At 62.5% G+C, this 19,970-nt stretch carries 18 protein-coding genes; 11 read left to right on the plus strand and 7 right to left on the minus strand.

Translation table 11 applies throughout. The features are described 5' to 3' along the window. Positions 1–68 precede the first annotated feature (68 nt). Together LB568_RS17515 and LB568_RS17520 are read left to right on the plus strand one after the other, a co-directional pair. Positions 69–1,277, plus strand: a complete 1,209-nt coding sequence (locus tag LB568_RS17515; protein WP_224730752.1) for an MFS transporter — start codon at positions 69–71, stop codon at positions 1,275–1,277. A gap of 34 nt (positions 1,278–1,311) precedes the next feature. Next, entirely contained in the window at positions 1,312–1,776 is a 465-nt protein-coding gene (locus tag LB568_RS17520) for a DUF302 domain-containing protein (RefSeq protein WP_412033916.1), read from the plus strand. Positions 1,777–1,841: 65 nt separating this feature from the next. Here LB568_RS17520 and LB568_RS17525 read toward each other — a convergent pair whose 3' ends face one another. Then, positions 1,842–2,786, minus strand: coding sequence for a LysR family transcriptional regulator (locus LB568_RS17525; RefSeq protein ID WP_318013284.1), 945 nt, complete (start codon positions 2,784–2,786; stop codon positions 1,842–1,844). 232 nt (positions 2,787–3,018) lie between these two features. On the opposite strand from LB568_RS17525, the gene LB568_RS17530 reads away from it, so the two are divergent. From LB568_RS17530 to LB568_RS17550, 5 genes are all read left to right on the plus strand, one after another. Next, positions 3,019–3,801 (plus strand): 3-hydroxybutyrate dehydrogenase, encoded by a 783-nt coding sequence (locus tag LB568_RS17530; RefSeq protein ID WP_224730754.1) that lies wholly within the window; start codon positions 3,019–3,021, stop codon positions 3,799–3,801. 23 nt (positions 3,802–3,824) lie between these two features. Continuing rightward, entirely contained in the window at positions 3,825–4,982 is a 1,158-nt protein-coding gene (locus tag LB568_RS17535; protein ID WP_224730755.1) for a patatin-like phospholipase family protein, read from the plus strand. After that, the gene (locus tag LB568_RS17540; RefSeq protein WP_224730756.1) at positions 4,925–6,421 is read left to right on the plus strand and encodes an NAD(P)/FAD-dependent oxidoreductase; all 1,497 of its coding nucleotides are present in this window, start codon (positions 4,925–4,927) and stop codon (positions 6,419–6,421) included. Before LB568_RS17535 ends, LB568_RS17540 begins: the two co-directional genes overlap by 58 nt. 18 nt (positions 6,422–6,439) lie before the next feature. Continuing rightward, positions 6,440–7,786 carry a dihydrolipoyl dehydrogenase family protein gene (locus LB568_RS17545; RefSeq protein WP_224730757.1) on the plus strand — a complete coding sequence of 449 codons (1,347 nt, stop codon included), beginning with the start codon at positions 6,440–6,442 and terminating at the stop codon, positions 7,784–7,786. A 140-nt stretch (positions 7,787–7,926) separates the two neighbouring features. Further along, positions 7,927–8,631, plus strand: coding sequence for a peroxiredoxin-like family protein (locus LB568_RS17550; protein WP_224730758.1), 705 nt, complete (start codon positions 7,927–7,929; stop codon positions 8,629–8,631). On the opposite strand, the gene LB568_RS17555 is transcribed toward LB568_RS17550, so the two are convergent. Next, positions 8,615–9,520 (minus strand): LysR family transcriptional regulator, encoded by a 906-nt coding sequence (locus LB568_RS17555; RefSeq protein ID WP_224730759.1) that lies wholly within the window; start codon positions 9,518–9,520, stop codon positions 8,615–8,617. The two genes, LB568_RS17550 and LB568_RS17555, sit on opposite strands and share 17 nt — an antisense overlap. Before the next feature lie 362 nt (positions 9,521–9,882). Here LB568_RS17555 and LB568_RS17560 point away from each other — a divergent pair, with 362 nt between their 5' ends. The 4 genes from LB568_RS17560 (at position 9,883) to LB568_RS17575 (ending at position 15,256) form a co-directional block, all read left to right on the plus strand. After that, entirely contained in the window at positions 9,883–11,025 is a 1,143-nt protein-coding gene (locus tag LB568_RS17560; protein ID WP_224730760.1) for a hypothetical protein, read from the plus strand. Positions 11,026–11,243: 218 nt separating this feature from the next. Beyond that, positions 11,244–12,809, plus strand: a complete 1,566-nt coding sequence (locus tag LB568_RS17565; RefSeq protein ID WP_224730761.1) for a DUF882 domain-containing protein — start codon at positions 11,244–11,246, stop codon at positions 12,807–12,809. A gap of 152 nt (positions 12,810–12,961) precedes the next feature. After that, positions 12,962–13,885, plus strand: coding sequence for a MurR/RpiR family transcriptional regulator (locus tag LB568_RS17570; RefSeq protein ID WP_224730762.1), 924 nt, complete (start codon positions 12,962–12,964; stop codon positions 13,883–13,885). Positions 13,886–13,939: 54 nt separating this feature from the next. Then, complete coding sequence (locus LB568_RS17575; protein WP_224730763.1) at positions 13,940–15,256, plus strand: M20 family metallopeptidase; 1,317 nt, start codon at positions 13,940–13,942, stop codon at positions 15,254–15,256. A gap of 24 nt (positions 15,257–15,280) precedes the next feature. Here the strand turns inward: LB568_RS17575 and LB568_RS17580 are convergent, their stop codons facing one another. Genes LB568_RS17580 through LB568_RS17600 form a run of 5 tightly spaced genes read right to left on the minus strand, consistent with a single transcriptional unit; the run spans position 15,281 to position 19,901 of the window. Further along, the gene (locus tag LB568_RS17580) at positions 15,281–16,315 is read right to left on the minus strand and encodes a branched-chain amino acid ABC transporter permease (RefSeq protein WP_224730764.1); all 1,035 of its coding nucleotides are present in this window, start codon (positions 16,313–16,315) and stop codon (positions 15,281–15,283) included. Continuing rightward, a complete protein-coding gene (locus LB568_RS17585; RefSeq protein WP_224730765.1) occupies positions 16,312–17,187 on the minus strand; it encodes a branched-chain amino acid ABC transporter permease in 876 nt (291 codons plus the stop codon). The genes LB568_RS17580 and LB568_RS17585 overlap by 4 nt, the downstream gene beginning before the upstream one ends. 9 nt (positions 17,188–17,196) lie before the next feature. Next, positions 17,197–17,910: an ABC transporter ATP-binding protein gene (locus tag LB568_RS17590; RefSeq protein ID WP_224730766.1), complete on the minus strand. Its 714-nt coding sequence runs from the start codon at positions 17,908–17,910 to the stop codon at positions 17,197–17,199. Next, positions 17,907–18,644: an ABC transporter ATP-binding protein gene (locus LB568_RS17595; RefSeq protein ID WP_224730767.1), complete on the minus strand. Its 738-nt coding sequence runs from the start codon at positions 18,642–18,644 to the stop codon at positions 17,907–17,909. Before LB568_RS17595 ends, LB568_RS17590 begins: the two co-directional genes overlap by 4 nt. Positions 18,645–18,647: 3 nt before the next feature. Beyond that, positions 18,648–19,901, minus strand: a complete 1,254-nt coding sequence (locus LB568_RS17600; RefSeq protein ID WP_013893707.1) for an ABC transporter substrate-binding protein — start codon at positions 19,899–19,901, stop codon at positions 18,648–18,650. Positions 19,902–19,970 lie beyond the last annotated feature (69 nt).

Consider the following 19,970-nt stretch of genomic DNA (forward strand, 5'->3'; position numbering starts at 1 on the left):
TCCAGCATCAGCAACTGAAAGTGCGTCCTCAGGCGATCGCCTGGGGACGTGTGACACGGAGCCCTTTCATGACTACCAGTGAACAGACTGAACTGACGCGGCTCAGCATGGTTGCCGCCGACAGCCGGCGCTTCGGCCTGGTTGCCCTGATCGCGTTTCTCACGCTTGTCGATCTGTTCGCTACGCAGGCCATCCTGCCTTCGCTGGTGGTCAAATTCGGTGTTAGCCGCGCGGCCATGGGTTTTGCCGTCAACGCCAGCACGTTCGGCATGGCCGTGGCCGGGATCGCGGTGGCGCTCTTCGGCAGGAACCTCGATCGACGCAACGGCATCTTGATCAGCCTTGCGGTGCTGGCGATCCCGACAACATTGCTGTCGCAGACCGACAGTATCGTGGTGTTCGCCCTGCTGCGTGTCGTCCAAGGCTTGTGTATGTCGACGGCATTCACGCTGACGATGGCCTACTTGGCGGAGCACTTTTCCGCGCGGCAGACGACGAGCGCGCTTGCGGCCTATGTGACCGGCAACGTCGCCAGCAACTTCTTCGGACGGCTTATGTCGGCCGCCGTCGCCGACACGTTCGGCATTCCCATCAACTTCCTCACATTCGCCGCCCTCAATCTGATTGGCGCGGCTCTCGTCTGGTTCACGCTGCAGAAGACATCCGCAATGGTGCGCCCCGACACGACGGGCCAGACCGCCCGCGCAGCTTGGAGGAGACTGCTGAACAACGCCGAGTTGCGCGCCTGTTTCGCCATCGGCTTCTTGATCCTCTTCGTCTTCATCGGAACCTTCACCTATGTGAATTTCCAGCTCGTCGCCGCGCCGCTGTCGCTGTCGCCGATGACGCTGGGGTTGGTCTATTTCGTCTTCCTGCCTTCCATGCTGACCACTCCACTCGCCGGGCGTGTCGCCGCCGGCCTTGGCCCAAAGATGGGCATCGGGGCAACGCTTGCGCTGGCGATCCTCGGTCTGTTGCTGTTGCTCACGACCAGCCTGCCGATGGTTCTTGCCGGCATGGCGCTGGTCGCCATCGGCACCTTCCTGGCGCAGGCGATAGCCACAGGACACGTCAGCCGGACCGCTTCGCGTGACCGCGCCGCCGCAAGCGGCATCTACCTGGCCTCCTACTATGCCGGCGGGCTCGCCGGCAGCTTCGTAGTCGGACAGATCTATGACCGCGTCGGCTGGACCGCGTGCGTGGCCGTGCTCGCCACTGTCCTCGCCGGCGCGTTCGGGATCGCGCGCGTGCTGCAAACGCCAAGACATGAGACCTAAGAACGAAATCTGGCAATCAACAAAGGAGACTGACATGACCAACTACCTGAAAACCATGATTTCCGGCGCCGCCATGCTGGTGGCGATCGTCCTTCCGGCTGCCGCTTCGGATGGTGTCGTCACTGTGAAGAGCGGCTATTCCGTCGCCGAGACCGTCGCCCGCATCAAGAAGGATGTCCTCAAGAAAGGCATCAAGTTCTTCGGCGTTATCGACCAGGCAACGCTTGGCAAGAACGCTGGCAATGATGTCAGGCCGTCGCGGCTGGTGATGTTCGGAAACCCGGCGCTTGGCACGACCTTCATCACATCAAATCCGGAAGCGGGGCTCGATTGGCCGGTGCGCGTGCTGGTCTATCAGACCGCGGATGGCGCGGTTTACGCCGCCTACAGCGATTTCGGCTGGATCGCCAAACGGCATGCCATCACCGACCGCGAGGCCCAATTCAAGATGGCGACCGAGGTGATTCAGTCCGTGACCTCGACGATCAAAAAGAACTGAGCCCGCGCACATGTGCCGGAGATCCGACGCCCGGGCATGCGAGGCCGGTGTCTGGTGGTGCCGGGCTACTCGGCGGCGGACAATGCCTTCGCCCGCTCGCCGAACCACCTTTTCTGCGTCGCCTCGCGAACCAGTGCGCCAACCGCCGGCGAATGCCTGCGACCGCGCACGGTGACGAGATTGACCTCGCGCCAGAATTCCGGCTCGATAATCGGCAACGACACCACCCCTGGGTGCTTGGCGGTATGCTCAGGCATGAAGCCAAAGCCAAGCCCCGCGGCGATCATCGCCAGTGTCCAATCGTCACGATCGCTCCAGTAGACAGGACTGACCGTGACGCCTTGCTCGGTCAGAATGGCATCAGCGTAACCAGCGAATTCGCAATTGTTACGGTGGATGTAGCTTTCATTGCTCATGTCGCTCACGCGCACGACCCGCTGGTTGGCCAGCCGATGGGTGAGGTGAACAGCCATCACCATCTGTTCCTGAAACAGGGGCAAGGAATGCACCTCCTCGTCGGCCACGTTCGACGGCAATGCATAGATTGCTGCCTCTATGTCGCCTTCGAGCAATCGCCTGCGCAAACTCGGCGCATCGGCATCGCAAAGGTGGAGCTCCACCCCCGGGTGATGGGTGCGGACGGACGAGATGAGTTCGATGATCTCGTCCGGAGCGATGGTGCTCATGATCCCGACCCTGAGGGGAGTCTTCTTCAAATGCACGTATTGTTCGGCGATCTGCTTTGCCTGGCGGGAGTTCTCGAAAACACCCTCGAGATAGGTCTCGACCATGCGGCCGAGTTCCGTGAGATGGGTGAAGCGTCGCTCGCGATGAAAAAGCGCGCCGCCAAATTCATCCTCCAGCAGCTTGATCGCGCGTGAAAGCGCCGGCTGCGTGACGTTGCACTGTTCGGCCGCCCTGGTGAAATTCAGTTCCTTGGCGACGGCCAAGAAATATCTGATCTGGCTGATTTCCACGGCAACTCCCCTCGGCGGGCAGGCATACGGCACCCGTGTTGCGGCGCAATCTTACTAGCTGCCCTTGCGTCAAACAAGCCAAGGCGGATGGAGCGACGGCGTCGAACCGACGCTCTGACCCTCGGCTATCGAATCCATGTCTCAACGGCATTTCCGCTGCTTCGAGACGCTCGCCATACTTGCTCCAGAAATCAGACCTGGGCGCGCAAGCCCGTTGCTCGCAGCCAATGCCTTCCGGCCATGGCTCCAACCGAAGGAAACGACGATGCTCAGAGGAAAGACGGCACTCATCACAGGCTCGACCAGCGGCATCGGCCAAGGCATCGCCGAAGCCTTCGCGGCCAAGGGCTGTAACATCGTCCTGAATGGCTTCGGCGATGCCGATGAGATCGAACTGCTGCGGGTGAGGCTTGCCGCCGATCATGGGGTGACCGTTCGCTACGACAATGCGGACATGAGCAAAGGCGGCGCGATCACCGAAATGATGGACAAGGCTATCGCCGAGTTCGGCGCGGTCGACATCCTCGTCAACAATGCGGGCATCCAGCACGTCGCGCCCATCGACGATTTCCCCATCGAGAAATGGGAGGCGGTGGTGGCGATCGATCTGATGTCGTCGTTCTACACGATCCGGCGCGCGCTGCAGGCGATGAAGGAACGCAAATGGGGCCGCATCATCAACGTTGCGTCCGCCCACGCCCTTGTCGCCTCGCCTTACAAGTCTGCCTATGTCGCCGCCAAGCATGGGATCGCTGGCCTGACCAAGACGGTAGCGCTGGAAGTCGCCGAGCAAGGCATTACCGTCAATGCGGTCTGCCCCGGATATGTGCTCACGCCGCTGGTCGAGAAGCAGATACCGGACACGGCCAAGGCACGCGGGATCACCGAACAACAGGTGATCAAGGACGTGCTTCTGGCGGCGCAGCCCACCAAACAGTTCGTGACCGTAGGCCAGGTAGCGGCACTCTGCCTGTTTCTGGCCTCGGACGACGCAGCCTCGATCACCGGCGCCATCATGCCGATCGAAGGCGGCTGGACCGCCCACTGAAACCGGCAGCAAGGAGCGCAACGATGAACAAGACCAACCGAAATCCCTCGACGTCGGAACCTGCCTCGGAGACCGGCCACGTCCCCCACGGTTCGGTCCAGCGCCAGACCGTGCTGGTGCTGCAGGGCGGCGGCGCTCTCGGCGCCTATCAAGCCGGCGTCTACCAGGCGCTGGTCGAAGGCGGCATCGAACCGGATTGGGTTATCGGCACCTCGATCGGTGCCATCAACGCGGCGTTGATTGCCGGAAACGAACCAACGGTTCGGCTGGCGAGGCTTCAGGAATTCTGGGAAGGCGTCAGCCGTGTCAGTCCGCTCGACGAGTTTTTCCGGATGATGGCTCCAAGCAATATCTTTGCCAATATGGGCACGGTGATGCGCGGCATCCCAGGCTTTTTCGAACCGAACCCAAGTGCCATGTTCGGGGTGAACCGCGAGGTGGGTGTCGAGAATGCTTCCTACTACAGCACCGATCCTCTCAAGCGGACGCTGAATGACCTGGTCGACTTCGACTATCTCAACCGGCACCATACGCGGCTGACGGTCGGCGCGGTCAACGTCAACACCAGCGAGCTCAAATACTTCGACACCCGTGAGGTGACGCTCTCAGCGGCGCATATCATGGCATCAGGCGCCTTGCCGCCGGCGTTTCCTGCGGTCTGTATCGACGGCGAGCCCTATTGGGATGGCGGCATCTATTCGAACACGCCGATCGAGGTCGTGCTGGACGCGCGTCCCCGGCGCGATGCGCTGATCTTTGCCGTCAACATGTGGCAGCCCCTTGCCACCGAGCCGAAATCGATCTGGCAGGTCATGGGGCGGCAGAAGGACCTTCAATACGCCAGCCGGGGCCGGAGCCATGTGGCGCGACAGGAGCAACTGCATCGTTTGCGCCACGTCGTGCGCGAAATGGGGAGGCTCGTCCCCGAAGAACAGCGCGAGGATCCAATGTTCAAGGAACTCGCTTCCTACGGCTGTCCCTCGGTCATGCACCTTGTCAGGCTGCTTTCGCCGCGCCTCGACGGCGAGGACCACACCAAGGACATCGACTTCACCCGCTCAGGCATCCGCACGCGCTGGCAGGCGGGATACGAGCACGGGCAGCGCGTGCTCTCGGAAAAGCCGTGGGAATGCGACGTCGACATGCTGCAGGGCATCGTCATCCACGAATCGCAAGAGTGAATTGTTCGAGCGCGGCTAAGCCTGGAAACAGACGGAAATTACAGATGCAGATCATCACTCCGGGAATGCGGCTGGTTCCAGAAGCCGTGCTCGCCAACAACGCCGCGCTTTTCCGCGCCATACCGGAAACTCCATCGCATGCGGACAGCTCGCTTCATCGCGTGGTCATTGTCGGTGGTGGCGCGGGCGGTCTGGAATTGGCAACCCGCCTCGGCCGCAAGTTCGGCAAACGGCAACTTTCGATCACGCTTGTCGACCGCAACCGCACGCACATCTGGAAACCGCTTCTACACGAGGTGGCGTCCGGTGCGTTGAGCGCGTCGAGCGATGCGGTGGAATACATCGCCCATGCCAGCCGTTATCATTATCGATACCGCATCGGTGAAGTCGTCGGCATCGACCGCACCGGACGTCAGATCTTTGTCGCCCCAAGCTTCGACGATGAAGGCAGGCAAGTCATCCCGCCACGTGTGCTGGGCTACGACACGCTGGTGCTGGCCGTTGGCAGCGTCAGCAACGATTTCGGAACGCCTGGAGCGGCACGTCATGCCATCGCGCTCGATACCGCCGATCAGGCCGCCCGCTTCAATAGGCGCATGATAGACGCATGCCTGCGCGCCAATGCGCAATATGAGCAGCTGTCCCCAGACCAGCTTCATTGCGTCATCATTGGTGCCGGGGCCACCGGCGTCGAGTTGGCTGCCGAACTGCATAAGTCGATGCGGGAGATCGCGTCGCACAATCTCGACAACATTGATTTCGAAAGGCTGATCCGCATCACCATCGTTGAGGCGGGGCCGCGTATCCTGCCGGCTTTGCCCGAGCCTCTGGCACGTGCGTCGGCGCATCTGCTGCGCGACCTCGGTGTCCAGATACGCTGCGGGATCAAGGTGACGGAGGTGACGGAGAACGGCGTCAGGCTTGGCGAGAAGCTATTCGTGCCGGCGGAGCTGATCGTCTGGTCCGCCGGGATCAAGGCGCCGGATTTCCTGAAGAAGCTCGATGGTCTCGAGACGGACCACATCAATCGCCTGGTCGTCGATGAGACATTGCGGGCCAGAGGCGACGAAAACGTGTTTGCGATCGGCGACTGCGCAAGCTGTGTCCTGCCCGGCGAGGACAATCCCTTGCCGCCGCGCGCCCAGACTGCCCACCAGCAGGCTCACCACCTTGCCAAGGTGATTGCCGCGCGTCTTGAGGGACGAGCCGCGCCGGCTTTTCGCTACCGCGACTTCGGCTCACTCGTTTCGCTTTCCGACTACGGCTCGTTTGGCACCCTGATCGGTGGATTGAAGATCGAAGGCCTGCTTGCCCGGCTGATGTATCGCACGCTTTACAAGATGCACCTCAAGGCTGTGCACGGGTCTTTGAACACCACGCTGGATACGATCGCCGGTATCTTTGCGCGGCGCACAAAACCGCGAGTCAAACTGCATTGAACCCGGGAGCGCAAGACAGTGGAAAAGTATGATGTCGTGATCCTCGGCGGCGGCAATGCCGGGATGGGTGTGACGGTGGCCACGCGCGCAGCCGGGTTGTCGGTGGCGATGATCGAGACGCACGACCTCGGCGGCACTTGCCCCAATCGCGGCTGCACGCCAAAGAAGGTTCTCGTCGCGGCCGCCCATGCCCTCCATGAGATAGAACGGGCCGACCGGCACGGGATCGCGATCGACAAGCCTCGGCTCGACTGGCCTGCCCTGATCGAACGCGAAAAGGACATCATCAGGGACATACCGTCCCGCCTGTCCGGATTGATGGCGAGGCGCGGCGTCGACATCATCGTCGGCGAGGCCACGTTCATCGGCAGCAATGCCATCAGCGTCAACGGCCGCGAACTCGAAGCAAGGAACATTGTCATCGCAACGGGCTCGAAGCCGCGTCCACTTCCGATTCCGGGCGCAGATCATATGACCATTTCCGACGATGTCCTCAGCGATCCGGTGCTGCCAAGCGCAGTGGTATTCGTCGGAGGCGGTGTCATCGCTTTCGAACTGGGGCACGTCTACGCGCGCGCCGGCGTCAAGGTGACGATCCTCGAAGCGCTGCCGCACCTGCTCGCAACATTCGATGCCGATGCCGTTGCCCGGATCCGCGACGAGAGCGAACGCATCGGCATTTGTGTCCGCACACTGGCTTGGGTGCGGAGGATCGACAAAGCCGATGGACGGTTGCGCGTCACCTTTGTGGCGGATTGCGCCGAATGCGTCGTAGAGGCGGACAGGGTTGTAAATTGCACCGGGCGCTTAGCCAATGTCGAGGGGCTCGACCTTGGCGCCGGCGTCATCGTGCATCGCGAAGGCCGTATCGAAATCGATGATCACCTACGTTCGCGTTCCAACCCGGACGTCTATGTCTGTGGTGATGCGGTGTGGAATTCTCCGCAGCTTTCCCCAGTCGCGACCTATGAGGGCGGCATCGTCGGTCGCAACATCGTCGATGGAGCGAAACATCGCCCGGACTATGGCCAGATACCGGCTTGTCTCTATACGGTCCCGGCGCTGGCCAGCGTTGGATTGACCGAAGTCAAGGCCAAGGAGCAGGGGCTTGCCGTAAAGATTCATGTGAACGACATGCAGGGCTGGTTGTCCGCCAGGACCTATGTCGAGACCGTGGCGTGGTCAAAGATCATCGTCGAGGAGACTACGGACAGGATCATTGGCGCTCACATTGTGGGGCATGCCGGCGAGGAGCTGATCCATATTTTCGCGCTTGCCATGAAACACAGCATCACCGCATCGCAGCTGTCCGAAACGGTCTACGGCTTCCCGACCTTTGCCTCGGATATCAGGAACATGATGTAACGAATTGAGGGGAGGCTGCGAACAGAATACGAACCTCTCCTGCGTTGATGCACGCGGGGTATCGAAACCATGCGAGAAAAGCATGGCCATGGCCGGCGGGCTTTGATGATAGGCTGCCTGCAACCCTTGAAAGCGCAGAAATGGCCATCGACTACGAGGCAATGACATTCGAACAGTCCGTCCAGGCTGCCATCGAGCTCGACGCACCGCTGAACGAGCGGCTCGCCGTGATTGCGACCGCGGTGCGCCGCCTGAACGCGGATTTCGCCGATGCGGTGGACCGCCTCGTGGAGCGCCTGGAGCAGCAGGAGGCCGGAGCCATGGCGCCGGCCCCCGGCGACATCATGCCGGGATTCCTGCTGCCTGACGACGAGGGCAGACTGACCGGCCTGAGCGACATCCTCCTCCAGGGGCCTGCCGTGGTCACCTTTCAGCGCGGGCACTGGTGTCCATATTGCCGGTTGAATGCGATCGGCATCGTCGAAGCTCAGCAGGAGATTGCGACGCTGGGCGGTCAGGTCGTCGCGATCATACCTGAGCGGCGCAAGTTCGCGAAGGCGATGAAGACCGCCGTAGGCGCCCAATTTCCATTCCTGACAGACATGGACAATGGCTACGCCCTTTCGCTCAACCTTGCGATCTGGATCGGGTCCGAGATGGAGCAGTTGATGGGCGTTGCGTATGACATCCCAAAGTTTCAAGGCAACTCCAGTTGGTTCCTGCCGATCCCTGCGACCTTCGTCGTCGGCACAAACGGGGTGATCACGGATCGCTTCGTTGATCCGGACTACCGCCGTCGGATGGATATCGACGACTTGATCGGGGCGCTCAGTCGGGCTCGCTGACGCCAAAGGTCGACCAGTCGGTCGATCGCAACAGGTTTAGCAACGTCGTCGCCACCGGCGAACGCTGGCGGCCGGCGACTGCATAGACGGCGACGACTCGCGATATGTCCAAGTCGCGCAGCTTGAGCCTACGGACGTTTGGCGAGCGTGGTGCTGTCACCGAGACGAAACCAACTCCGGCATTGGCTTCGAGCAGCGCCAGGAGATCGTGGTCGGTCTCGACCTCATGCGCGGACCGCGGCGTCAGCCCATTTGCCGACAGGCAGCGCGACAGCTCCTCGCTCGTTTCCCAATCGATCCTGCTCAACACAGGCTCCGCGGCAAGCTGGCTCAGCGCGACATCGGCTTCGTTGCGGCGGGCAAGCGGATGATCGGAATTCACGACAAGCTCTATGCCCTCCTGGAAAAGTGGCCAGGTGTCGAGGCGATCCCAAGCCTGCCCCAGCGAACCGGCAACCGCCAGTTCGACCTCCCCATTTTTGAGAGCATCGATGACCGCGGTTGGCGAGCCGCGGTTGATCTTGAGGTGGACCCCGGGATAGGCACGGAAAAGCTCCGTAAACGGCGAAACCAGCAGCGCTATGTTGACGCTGTTGGAAATGGTCACATTGAGCGGCGCCACGTCGCTGCTTTGCACCGCCTTGGCGAGCGATTTGGCGGAAGTGGCGGCATCGTAACATTGCTGCAGCAACGGCAGCATGCGACGCCCAAGCTCGGTCAAATGGGAATGCTGGCGCTCGCGCCTAAGGAGTTCTCCACCCAATTCGTCTTCAAGTGTCTTGATCGCGCGCGTCAGCGCAGGTTGTGTGACGTTGCACTCTTCAGCTGCCCTGGTGAAGTTCAGGGTGCTGGACAGGGCCAGGAAGTAACGGACCTGCTGCATCTCCATGAATCTTCGCCCCCTCAGCGAAATCCGATTCGTCAGGCATAGCTAATTTGAGCCTATGCTAACGCAACAGGATGCCAAGGCAAAGGCGCGGCCCAGTTCCCCGGGGATGGACCTTCTTCGATCGATAGACGAGATCATTCTGCCGGACGTCACAATGTTACAAAATTTGGCGTAACATGTTGATTTTGTTGCAGTAACTTAGAGTTCAATCCTCTCTCGCAGCACCAGATTCTCCCCGCTTTCCTCAATTTGGCCTGCTTTGGAACCTCGGCTTGCGTCCGCTCAGGTCATTTTCGCGCACCAGCGGCTTGCCGGGCGCCCGGGTCGATGGCTAAAATAAACGATCACAAGGAGAAGGCACCATGGCACTTCACCTTTCGGCGGACGCCCCGGCTTCGGTCGCGGCTGCCCCGCAAAAATATCTCTTTGGCCCGTTCATCGACTTTTTCATGCTTGGCGGGAGCGCGCTTGTCATCCTGCCGGTGCTGTATTTCGTGCCGCTCAGATACGAAGCGGCCCTGACGCTGACGATGTTCTTGCTCTCCCATCTTATAAACCAGCCGCACTTCGGTCATTCGTACCAGATCTTCTATCGCAATTTCGCGCGCAAGGTGCGCGGCGAGGGCTACGGCCGCAGTCTCCAGATCCGCTATATCCTCGCGGGCATCGTCGTCCCGTTGGCCATGGCCGCCTTCTTTGCCTATGGCTCGCTGACGGGGAACGCCCGGCTGCTCGGCAATGCGACCAACGCGATGGGCTTTTTCGTCGGCTGGCACTACGTCAAGCAAGGCTACGGCATGCTGATGGTGGACGCCGTGCTGAAGCGCAAATTCTTCAGCGATCAGGACAAGAAGGTGTTGCTGTTCAACGGCTACGCCGTGTGGCTGTTCGCCTGGCTTCAGACGAACGTGGTGATCACCGAGAGGCAGTTCTGGGGTCTGGAATACTACACCTTCGCTGTCCCGCCATGGCTCATCACCATCGCCATGGCGACCGCGGCCGCCTCCCCCCCCCCCACCGCCGTGATGTTCATCAACCGCTGGCGCAGGCATGGTGGGGCGCTGCCGTATAATGGCGTCGTCGCGTACCTCGTGTCCCTCTATGCCTGGATCCTCTTCGTGACGTTGAACCCGCTCTGGCTGCTGGTGGTGCCGGCGCTCCATTCCTTGCAATATCTGGCGGTGGTCTGGCGCTACCAGACCAATGTCGAGCGCGACCGCGCGGATGCCGTCGAGAGGCCGCGATGGCAAATCCTGTCCATTCTTGGACCGGTGTACAGGCTGCGCGTGCTGGCGTTCATCGTCGTCGGCGCAATTCTCGGGGCGCTCGGTTTCTGGCTGGTGCCGATGGCACTGGCGGACCTAGTTCCCTACGACAAGGCGGTGTTCGGCTCGTCGCTTTTCCTCTTTATCGCGTGGATATTCATCAACGTGCACCATTACTTCCTGGACAATGTGATGTGGCGGCGCGGCAACCCGGAAGTGTCGAAATTTCTGTTCCGCTGAAGTGGTTGGCTGAAATTCAGTCCGGGGCGGCCGTCGAGGTGGAGCGTCCCGTTCCCAGCGCCGACACGATTCGTTAACCAAGATGCTGTTCATCGACATGACGGGGACGGGAGCCCGTCTGCGTGATCAAGTCTGCTTGCCAGGTCGAGGGCTCGAAAAGAAGCTCCTCATCCCGGCGGGGACGTCAAATCGCCCGAAACAAAAACGATGTGCAAAGCATGACCGTGATTGAAAGCGAACAAAACCCGCCCGGCGCTTCCCATCGTTGGACACGGCTGCCGGCCATCGTGGCAGCGTTCCTCTGCATGTGCGTCACCAGCGCGTTCGCCGAGACGCGTGCCCTGAAGATCCAGCACCTTCATACGGGCGAGAAGGCCGAGATCGTCTTCAAGCGCAACGGGCGCTACGATCAGTCCGGCCTGAAGAAGATCAATTTCATGCTGCGCGACTGGCGCCGCAACGAGCCGACCAAAATGGATCCGCGTCTGCTCGACCTTGTCTGGCAGGCCTATCGGACCAGCGGCTCGACAGCCTACATCCACATCGTCAGCGCCTATCGTTCGCCTGCGACTAATGCCATGCTGCGCGGCCGCTCGAAGGGCGTGGCCCGCGAGAGCCAGCACATGGTTGGCCGCGCGATGGACTTCCTCCTGCCGGACGTGCCGCTGAAGAAGCTGCGCGACATCGGTCTCAAGATGCAGGGCGGCGGTGTCGGCTATTACCCGACCTCCGGGTCGCCCTTCATTCATATGGATGTCGGCAATGTCCGGCACTGGCCGGGCATCAGCCGCCAGGAACTCGCCAGAGTCTTCCCCAACGGCAACACGCTGCATGTGCCGAGCGACGGCAAACCGTTGCCGGGCTACGAGCAGGCGTTTGCCTCATACAAATCGCGCAAGGCCGCCGGCACGCCCAACATCGAACTGGCAAGTATCGATGGCAACCAACGCAAGTCGCGTGGCTTGCTGGCGACGCTTTTGGGTCGCGGCGCGGATGAGTCCGACGATGTCGCGGAAGCGGCGCCGGCGCCACGCAAACCGGCAAAGTCCGTTGAACCCGGGCCGGCCGGGCAGGGCATCGCTATCGTGCCGCCGCAGGATGCCAAGCCTGCGGACATCCAGACGGCTGCCGCTGATCCTGCGGAAGAACCGCTCGCCGGGCCTGAAGCGACTGTCATGGCCATGGCGCCGGGCTCAGTGCCGCTGCCGGCCTTCGCGCCGCGCGCCGAATTGCCGGACGACAAGCCGGCATCAGCCAATGCCGAAATTCCCCTGGGCAAGACGGATCCCGCTCCGGCGAGCGTCGCGCCGGACATGGTGGCGCTCAACATCCCGTTGCCGACATGGCGACCGGAAAGCCAGACGAGCCCGGTGCATCAGCCGGAAGGGGCCAAATCCGGCGATGCTGTCGGTGCCCTGCTGGCCATGCATCATCCTGATGACGGCCCCGACAAGCTGGCCGGGCAGCGGATCGCGGTCCCTCCGTCGAAACCCGAAGAGCGCGTCAGGACCAGCCTGAAGGCCGACCGTGTCCAGCCACGTCTCGATCCCGAAGCCACCGCCGTTATCGTGCCGGCCGCATCGCCCGGCCGGCCGCTTGCGGCAGGCCGCGTCATCGCCAGGGGAGCCGAACCGACGGCGGCGCCCGTCATCGCCGCCAATTTCATCCGCACGGCCCCGGAGCAGGTCTATCTCGATGGATTCCGGCCGCGAGGACAGACGTCCGATCACCGCCGCTTCACTGGTTCCGCGGTGAAATTCCTGCCCATCGCCAGCTTCAAATAGGCTGGCGACGGCCGCGACGGCCCAGTCCCGTCGGGCGAAATCAGCGGCCTCCACAGCGGCGCCCGTTGGGCTCTGTAAGATATTTTCCAAATTTGACAATCCGGCATGAAATTGTAAGATAATCGTCTTTCCGTCGGCGAGAGGCGATGACCATGTCGATCCGCGAAGAACTGGCCAACACCACCTTGGCGTTCACGTCGGCGGAAGAAAAGATCGTTCAGGTCCTGCTAGCTGATTATCCCATGTCCGGGCTGGGCACGGCGACCCGGCTGGCACGCCGCGCCGGGGTTAGCGACCCGAGCGTGACGCGGCTGATGACCAAGCTTGGCTATGTCGGGTTTGCCGATTTCCAGGCGCGCCTGCTCACCGAGGTCGAATCCAGGCTGCATTCGCCGCTTCTGATGATGGAGGCCAAGCGCCCGGGCGGCTCCAGCGAGGGCACGGCACTCGCCTATTTCCATTCGGTTTCCGACAGTCTGGAGCGCACACGCACGGCGGTGCCCCTGCAAGCCTATACGCGCGCCGTCAACCTGCTGCTCGAAACCAAGGGGCAGGTGGTGCTGCTGGGCGGCCGTTTCAGCCGGCATATCGCCTCAATGCTTGCCGGCTACCTCCTGCAATTCCGCTCCGGCGTGCGCGACATCGGCTCCCTCAGCCCAGCCGATTTCGACCTCTTGATCGACCTTGGCAAGCGCGACCTTCTCGTCGTCTTCGACTACCGCCGCTACCAGTCGGACGTGGTGAGCTTTGCGCAACAGGCCCACGAGCGCGGCGTCTCCGTCCTGCTGTTCACCGATATCTGGCTGTCGCCGATCGCCGATATCGCCGACCTGACCATGGTCGCGGCGATCGACGCCAATTCGCCGTTCGACACGCTGGCGACCGCCGTCGCGCAGATGGAAACCGTCTTCGCCCATGCGCTGGAAGGTCATGGCGCGGGGGTCCGCAAGCGGATCGAGGACATCGAGAAGATCCGCAGTGCCAACGCGGTCACGCTCGATGCCGCCGAACCAGCCTCGTCTGATGACACGGGGCCATCGAAGCCGGCCCACAAATCCAGGGCCGAGAAAAAGTGACGCCGATGCGCTTGGCGCTTCCCGCTATCGTAGCGTAACCAAGGGACCGAGAAAATGCCTGACAACCAAACAATCATCGATGCCGTGCAGGCTGAGATCGAGGCCGACCGTGATTGGCTGATCGGATTGACCCGCGACATGGTCCGCATTCCCTCGGTCAATCCCAAGTTCGAAGTCAATGCGGCGATCAACCGCGAGGCGGATGTCCAGGCCCTGCTCGAGCCGATCCTCAAGCAGGACGGCTTCCGCACCGAACAATGGGACGCCTTGCCCGGCCGTCCCAACCTGGTCGGCGAATGGGCCGGAGACGAGGACCGCAGCCTGATCCTGTGCGGACACATCGACGTCGTGCCGGTCGGAGCGATCAAGGACTGGTCCGTAGATCCGTTCGGTGGCGAGATCACCAATGGCCGGCTTTATGGCCGCGGTGCCGTCGACATGAAAGGCGGTGTCGCCGCTTGCATCGCCGCCGCGCATGCGATCCGCAAGGCGGGTATCACGCTGCAAGGCCGGCTGGCCGTCCACTCCGTCGTCGACGAGGAGGCCGGCGGCTTCGGCGCCATGGACGCGGTCAAGAAGGGCAAGCTCGCCAAGGCGGTGCTGGTGGCCGAACCGACCTGGGGCGATGTCCTGCCGGTCGAAGGCGGGCTCGAATGGGCGCGGGTGACGATCCGTGGCCGCAACGCGCATTCGGCGCTACGCTACAATGAAATCTACCCGCAGCGCCACGACAACGACCGGCTCGAGCCGGGCGTCAACGCGATCGAGATCGCCGCCCGCTTCATTGCCGCCGTCCGTCAGTACGAGCTGGACCGGACGCGGGCGAAATCGCATCCATTGCTGCCGCTCGGCATGAACACGATCAACATTGGCGTCATGCATGCCGGCACCGGCCTTGGCGAGCATGGCCTGCCGACGGTCATGACCAACCCGGCCATCATTCCCGATGTCGCCGTGCTCGACCTCGACATGAAATTCCTGCCCGACGAGAATTCGGCTGGCTACCGCCGCGATTTCGAGATGTTCGTCCATCATTTCGCCCAGACCGACGCCTGGCTGCGCGACAATCCGCCTGTGATCCAGTGGGAGCTCGGTGGGCTGCATTTTCCGCCGATGAACACGCCGGTCGACCATCCGCTGGTGACATCGCTGATGAAGCGCAAGGCGGTGGTCGGCAAGGCGCCGCAGGTGCGCGGCTTCGTCGCCGTGTGCGATGCCGCGCATTACGCCGGTGCCGGGGTCGACGGCGTCATCTTCGGCCCGTCGGGCGACGGTTTCCACGGCGCCAACGAATATGTCGAGGTGGAATCGGTGGTCGAGACCGCCAAGGTTATCGCTGCATCCGTTGTCGACTGGTGCGGCGTCCGTTGAGGCGGCGCCGCTGTTTCAACGTGGTCAGGCCGGGCGGTTGATCCGCCCGGCGACGGCACCCCATGCCGATTTGATCATGCCCGCCAGCCCGCTGGGATAGGCCAGCATCACGCCGATGATCAGCACCGCCGTGATCATCGGGCGCCATGCCCCGAAATCGGCCATCCACTCGGCGAAGATCGTCAGCACGAAGGAGGCGATGATCGCCCCATAGATCGTGCTGGTGCCGCCGAGCAGCACCATCGACAGGATGATGGTGGCCAGGCTCATGCCGAAGACGTCGATCGAGGCATTACGCTGGTAGGCGGCGTAGAAGGCGCCGGCGATGCCGGTGAAGAAGGCGCTGGCTGCCAAGGTCAGCATGCGCTGGCGCACGATCGAGACGCCGCGGCTGATGGCGTATTCCTCATTGTCGCGCAATGCCACGATGCTGGCCCCGGCGCGCGAGCGCACGAACACGCGCAGGAACAGCGTGCTCGCGACCAGCAGCGCCAGCGCGATGTAGAAATAGGCGAACTTGCCGTCGCGGATCATGTTGTGATCGAACACATAGAGCCCCGGAATGCGGACGATCCCTTGCGTGCCGCCGGTGATGTCGGACTGGCTGAGGATCACCTGCATCACCAGCTGCGCGAAGCCGAAGGTCACCAGGATGATGTAGATGCCTTTCAGCCGCAGGATCGGGATGGTCACCAGGATCGCCGCCAGCGTGGCGATGATGCCGCTGGCAAACAACGCGATCCACGGGTCGAATGCACTGAGCTTGGTCAGCAGGCTGTAGGCATAGACGCCGATGCCGAACAGCGCGAGATGGCCGAAATTGAAAACGCCGCCATAGCCTAGGCTGAGATCCCAGTTCGACGCGACGATCGCATAGATGAAGGCCATGATCAGGATGTGGCGGGCATAGGTGTCGCCGAAGACCAGCGGCAGCAGTGCCAGCAGCACGAAGCCAAGCACGAAGCCGACGGCCTCGTGCTTCCACGGCGTGCGGCCGGGAGCGACCGGGCTTGCCGCTTCCCTACGGATCGAGGCGATCGGCGATGTCGTGTCGGTCATGCGAGGCCTCGCGAGCGGCTGGCGAAGATGCCCTCGGGGCGCACCATCAGGGTCAGGATCAGCACGGCGAACAGCAGCGCAGGCGTCCAGTAGAGGCCGAAATAATAGCTGCAGGCAGCCTCGAAGAAGCCGATCAGATAGGCGGCGAAGATCGGCCCCGATATGCTCGATATGCCGCCGAAGACGACGACGATCAGCGCCTTGAGCAGCGGGTCGCTGCCCATGACCGGCGACATGAAGCGATAGCCGCCCATGAAGATGCCGGCCAGTCCCGCCAGCGAAGCGGCGATGGCGAAGGCGAGCCCGTAGAGCGCGGTGACGTTCAGCCCGACCAGATGGCTGGCGTCCTCGTTCTGCGCCACGGCGCGCAGCGCCAGCCCCAGCCGCGTGCGGTTGAGGAACATCCACAGCGCCGCCAAGATCAGCGGCGTGATGACGATGATGGCGATCTGGTGCAGGGAAACGCCGACGCCACCGATTGTGGCATTGCCGTCGATCAGCGCCGGGATCTGCTTCGAGCGCGGCCCCCAGATCGTCAAGGCACCGTTCTCGATCAGCGATCCGGCGGCCAGCGTGGTGATGACGACGACCAGCACGATGTTGGGCCGGCCGATCAGCGGCCGTACGACGCTCGCCTGCAGGATCCAGCCGACGCCGGCCATGACGACGACGGCAATTGGAAAGGCCACGGCTGCCGGCAGGCCGAGTTCGACCAGCTGCCAGGCAATGTAGGCGCCCAGCATCATGAACACGCCATGGCTGAAGTTGAACACGCCGATCGTCGTCCAGACGAGAGCCAGACCGACCGCCATCATGGCGTAGAGCGAGCCCTGGAACAGGCCGCCGAACAGGATTTCCGCCAGTGCGCTCATGCTGCTGTCCTAATGGCCAAAATACATCGACATGATCTCGCCGTGGTCGAGGCTTTCACCCGGCTTGATCTCGGTCGCCACCGCGCCGTGATTGACGAGGTAGAGTTGCTGCGTCAGCTCCAGCAGGAACTCGATGTCCTGCTCGACGACGATGAGCGGCACGCCGCCGCGCGAAATGTCCATGACGGAGGCGCAGAGCTCGTCCTTGATCTTGGGCGCGAGCCCCAGCGTCGGCTCGTCGAGGATCAGCAGGCGCGGATGGCTCATCAGCGCCGTGCCGATCGACACCATCTGTCGTTCGCCGCCCGAAAGCGTGCGCACGCGCTGGCGCCAGCGTTCCGCCAGTTTCGGGAACAGCTTGATCACCTTCTCCCGGTTCTCCGCCTCATGTGGGCGGGCACGCGGCGAATAGGCGCCCAGTGCCATGCAGTCGGCGATGGAAAGGTCGGGAAACAGCCGGTTGCCTTGCGGCACATGGATCAGGCCGGCGCCGACGATGGCACGCGCGCTGCGGCCGACAACATCCTGTCCGTCGAACAGGATGCGGCCGCTCTTCGGCTGCAGCAGCCCGGAGATCGTCCGCAGCAGCGTCGTCTTGCCGTGGCCGTTGGGTCCGAACAGGCCGACATTGCCGAAGCGGCCGGCCTCCAGCGAAATGTCGTGCAGCACGGTGACACGGCCATAGCCGGCGGTGACGCCTTCGACGGTCAGGATGGGGTTCACGCCACCGCCCTCCTGGTTCCGAGATAGGCCTCGATGACGCGCTGGTCGGCGATCACATCGGCCGGTTCGCCGGCGGCCAGCACCCGGCCGTTGTTGAGCACCAGGAGATGCCGCGACAGGCTCATCAGGAAGGTCAGCACGTGCTCGATCAGGAGGATGGTGATGCCGCGTTCGGCGGTGCGGCGGATCAGTCCGATCGACGTCTCGATCTCGGGCTTGGTCAGGCTCGACGCCGGTTCGTCCAGCAACAGCATGCGTGGCTTCATGGCGATCGCGGTGGCCAGCATCAGGCATTTGCGCTCGAAGACGGAAAGCTCGCCGGCCAGCCGCCCGAAGGACGCGGCGCCCAGGCCGACGAATTCCAGCGCCTCGGCGGCCGCATCGCGGGCTGCCGCGGCCGTTTTTTCCTGCTTGCCATAGCTGGCGCCGATCAGCGCGTTCTCGAACACGGTCAGCCCGTCGAAACTGGTCTCGCGCTGGAAAGTGCGGGCAAGGCCGAGGCGCGCGATGGCATGTCCCGGTCTGCCGTTGATCGCGGTCCCATCGAAACGAATGTGACCCCGGTCGGGGCCGAACGGAATGCCGGTGATGATGTTGAACAGCGTGCTCTTGCCGCTGCCGTTCGGGCCGGCGATGCCAAAGATCTCGCCGGCCTCGACCTTGAACGACACGCCATCGACGGCCTTCAGCGAACCAAAGGCCTTCGACACGTCGTCCAGTTCAAGCAGGGCCATCCCTTACTGCATCCAGGGCTGCGGCTTGAAGGCGCCGGTTGCGTATTTCTCCGGGGAGATCAGCGCGCGCTTGCCGTCCCAGATCTGGAAGAAGGTGATCGGGATATAGTCGTCGCCCTGCGTGGCGAGGTGGGTGGCCGGATCGAATTTCAGCCGGCCTTCAGCGACCTGCTTGTCGGTCTCCGACAGCGCCTTCATGATCGCCGCGTGATCGGACGCGCCGCCGACCTTCTTGACCGCGTCGAAATAGACATTGGTCATCTCGTAGAGGCCGACGCCGTAAGTGCCGCTCTCGACACCGTATTTCGCCTTGAATTTGGCCGCCACCTCGTCGGCGCGCGGGTTCTTCGGCGTCGTCAGCGCCCCGCCCAGAAGATTGTAGATGACGCCGTCCGACTTCTTGCCGGTCAGCTCGACGAATTCGGGAACACTCGGCGCGTATTGCAGGAAGACCAGGCTCTTGGTCGGCTGTTCGAGGAACTGGTTCAGGAAGGATGCCGAGTTGCCCGGCAGGTAATCGGTGTTGATGACGACATCGGGAACATTCTGGCGCACCTTGGCCAGGATCGAACGCCAGTCGGTCACTTCGCCGAACGGCACGATTTCGTCGACGGTGATGGTCCAGCCCTTCTCCTTGAAGGTCTTCTTCATGCCTTCCGAGATGGTTTTCGAATAGGCGTTGTCGGAGGAGATGATGGCGACCTTCTTGGTCGGCAAGGTGATCTTGCCGTCGGCCGCGAGTTTTTCGACGAACAGGGTGACGTCGGTGTTGTAGGCGTCGAAGGACGGCGTCAGCGACCAGCAGCACATGTACTTGTCGGGGTCCGGCGCGATGATGTCCTTGGTCTGCTGCGAGGTGGCGGCCAGCATGTAGGGCATCTCGGCCTCGGCCATGTTGTCGATCTCGAAATTGGTCAGGCTGGCGTAGCCGGTCAGCATGAATTGCACGCCGGGATCGCCGAGCAGGCGCTCGACCGCGCTGGTGACGTTGCCGGCGGACTGATCCTTGACGTCGCCGACCACCAGTTCGAACGTGTTACCGGCAACGCCGCCGGCCGCATTCGCCTCGTCGATCGCCATCTGCACGCCGCGCTGGAATTCCTGGCCGTCCGCCGCGGCGGGTCCGGTGATCGGCGCGAGCAGGCCGATTTTGACGACCTCGGCGAAGGCGGGCGCGCTCGCCGTGGCAAAGGCGCCGATCAGCGCGGTGCTGATCAGCATATGGCGGATTCTGTTGGCTGCGGATTTGGATTTCATCGTGCCGTTCCCTGTTTTCCTCCCGTTCATCGGGAGTTGGATAATTGACAATCTACGCATAATTGTTCT

It is taken from the genome of Mesorhizobium sp. B263B2A, assembly GCF_020165775.1.
Taxonomy (GTDB): domain Bacteria; phylum Pseudomonadota; class Alphaproteobacteria; order Rhizobiales; family Rhizobiaceae; genus Mesorhizobium; species Mesorhizobium opportunistum.

What these genes read in the sequence shown, in the direction of transcription:
- LB568_RS17515 (WP_224730752.1), top strand. Translation starts at nt 69, where the DNA reads ATGACTACCAGTGAACAGACTGAACTGACGCGGCTCAGCATGGTTGCC.
- LB568_RS17520 (WP_412033916.1), top strand. Translation starts at nt 1,312, where the DNA reads ATGACCAACTACCTGAAAACCATGATTTCCGGCGCCGCCATGCTGGTG.
- LB568_RS17530 (WP_224730754.1), top strand. Translation starts at nt 3,019, where the DNA reads ATGCTCAGAGGAAAGACGGCACTCATCACAGGCTCGACCAGCGGCATC.
- LB568_RS17535 (WP_224730755.1), top strand. Translation starts at nt 3,825, where the DNA reads ATGAACAAGACCAACCGAAATCCCTCGACGTCGGAACCTGCCTCGGAG.
- LB568_RS17550 (WP_224730758.1), top strand. Translation starts at nt 7,927, where the DNA reads ATGGCCATCGACTACGAGGCAATGACATTCGAACAGTCCGTCCAGGCT.
- LB568_RS17555 (WP_224730759.1), bottom strand. Translation starts at nt 9,520, where the DNA reads ATGGAGATGCAGCAGGTCCGTTACTTCCTGGCCCTGTCCAGCACCCTG.
- LB568_RS17560 (WP_224730760.1), top strand. Translation starts at nt 9,883, where the DNA reads ATGGCACTTCACCTTTCGGCGGACGCCCCGGCTTCGGTCGCGGCTGCC.
- LB568_RS17565 (WP_224730761.1), top strand. Translation starts at nt 11,244, where the DNA reads ATGACCGTGATTGAAAGCGAACAAAACCCGCCCGGCGCTTCCCATCGT.
- LB568_RS17570 (WP_224730762.1), top strand. Translation starts at nt 12,962, where the DNA reads ATGTCGATCCGCGAAGAACTGGCCAACACCACCTTGGCGTTCACGTCG.
- LB568_RS17575 (WP_224730763.1), top strand. Translation starts at nt 13,940, where the DNA reads ATGCCTGACAACCAAACAATCATCGATGCCGTGCAGGCTGAGATCGAG.
- LB568_RS17580 (WP_224730764.1), bottom strand. Translation starts at nt 16,315, where the DNA reads ATGACCGACACGACATCGCCGATCGCCTCGATCCGTAGGGAAGCGGCA.
- LB568_RS17585 (WP_224730765.1), bottom strand. Translation starts at nt 17,187, where the DNA reads ATGAGCGCACTGGCGGAAATCCTGTTCGGCGGCCTGTTCCAGGGCTCG.
- LB568_RS17595 (WP_224730767.1), bottom strand. Translation starts at nt 18,644, where the DNA reads ATGGCCCTGCTTGAACTGGACGACGTGTCGAAGGCCTTTGGTTCGCTG.
- LB568_RS17600 (WP_013893707.1), bottom strand. Translation starts at nt 19,901, where the DNA reads ATGAAATCCAAATCCGCAGCCAACAGAATCCGCCATATGCTGATCAGC.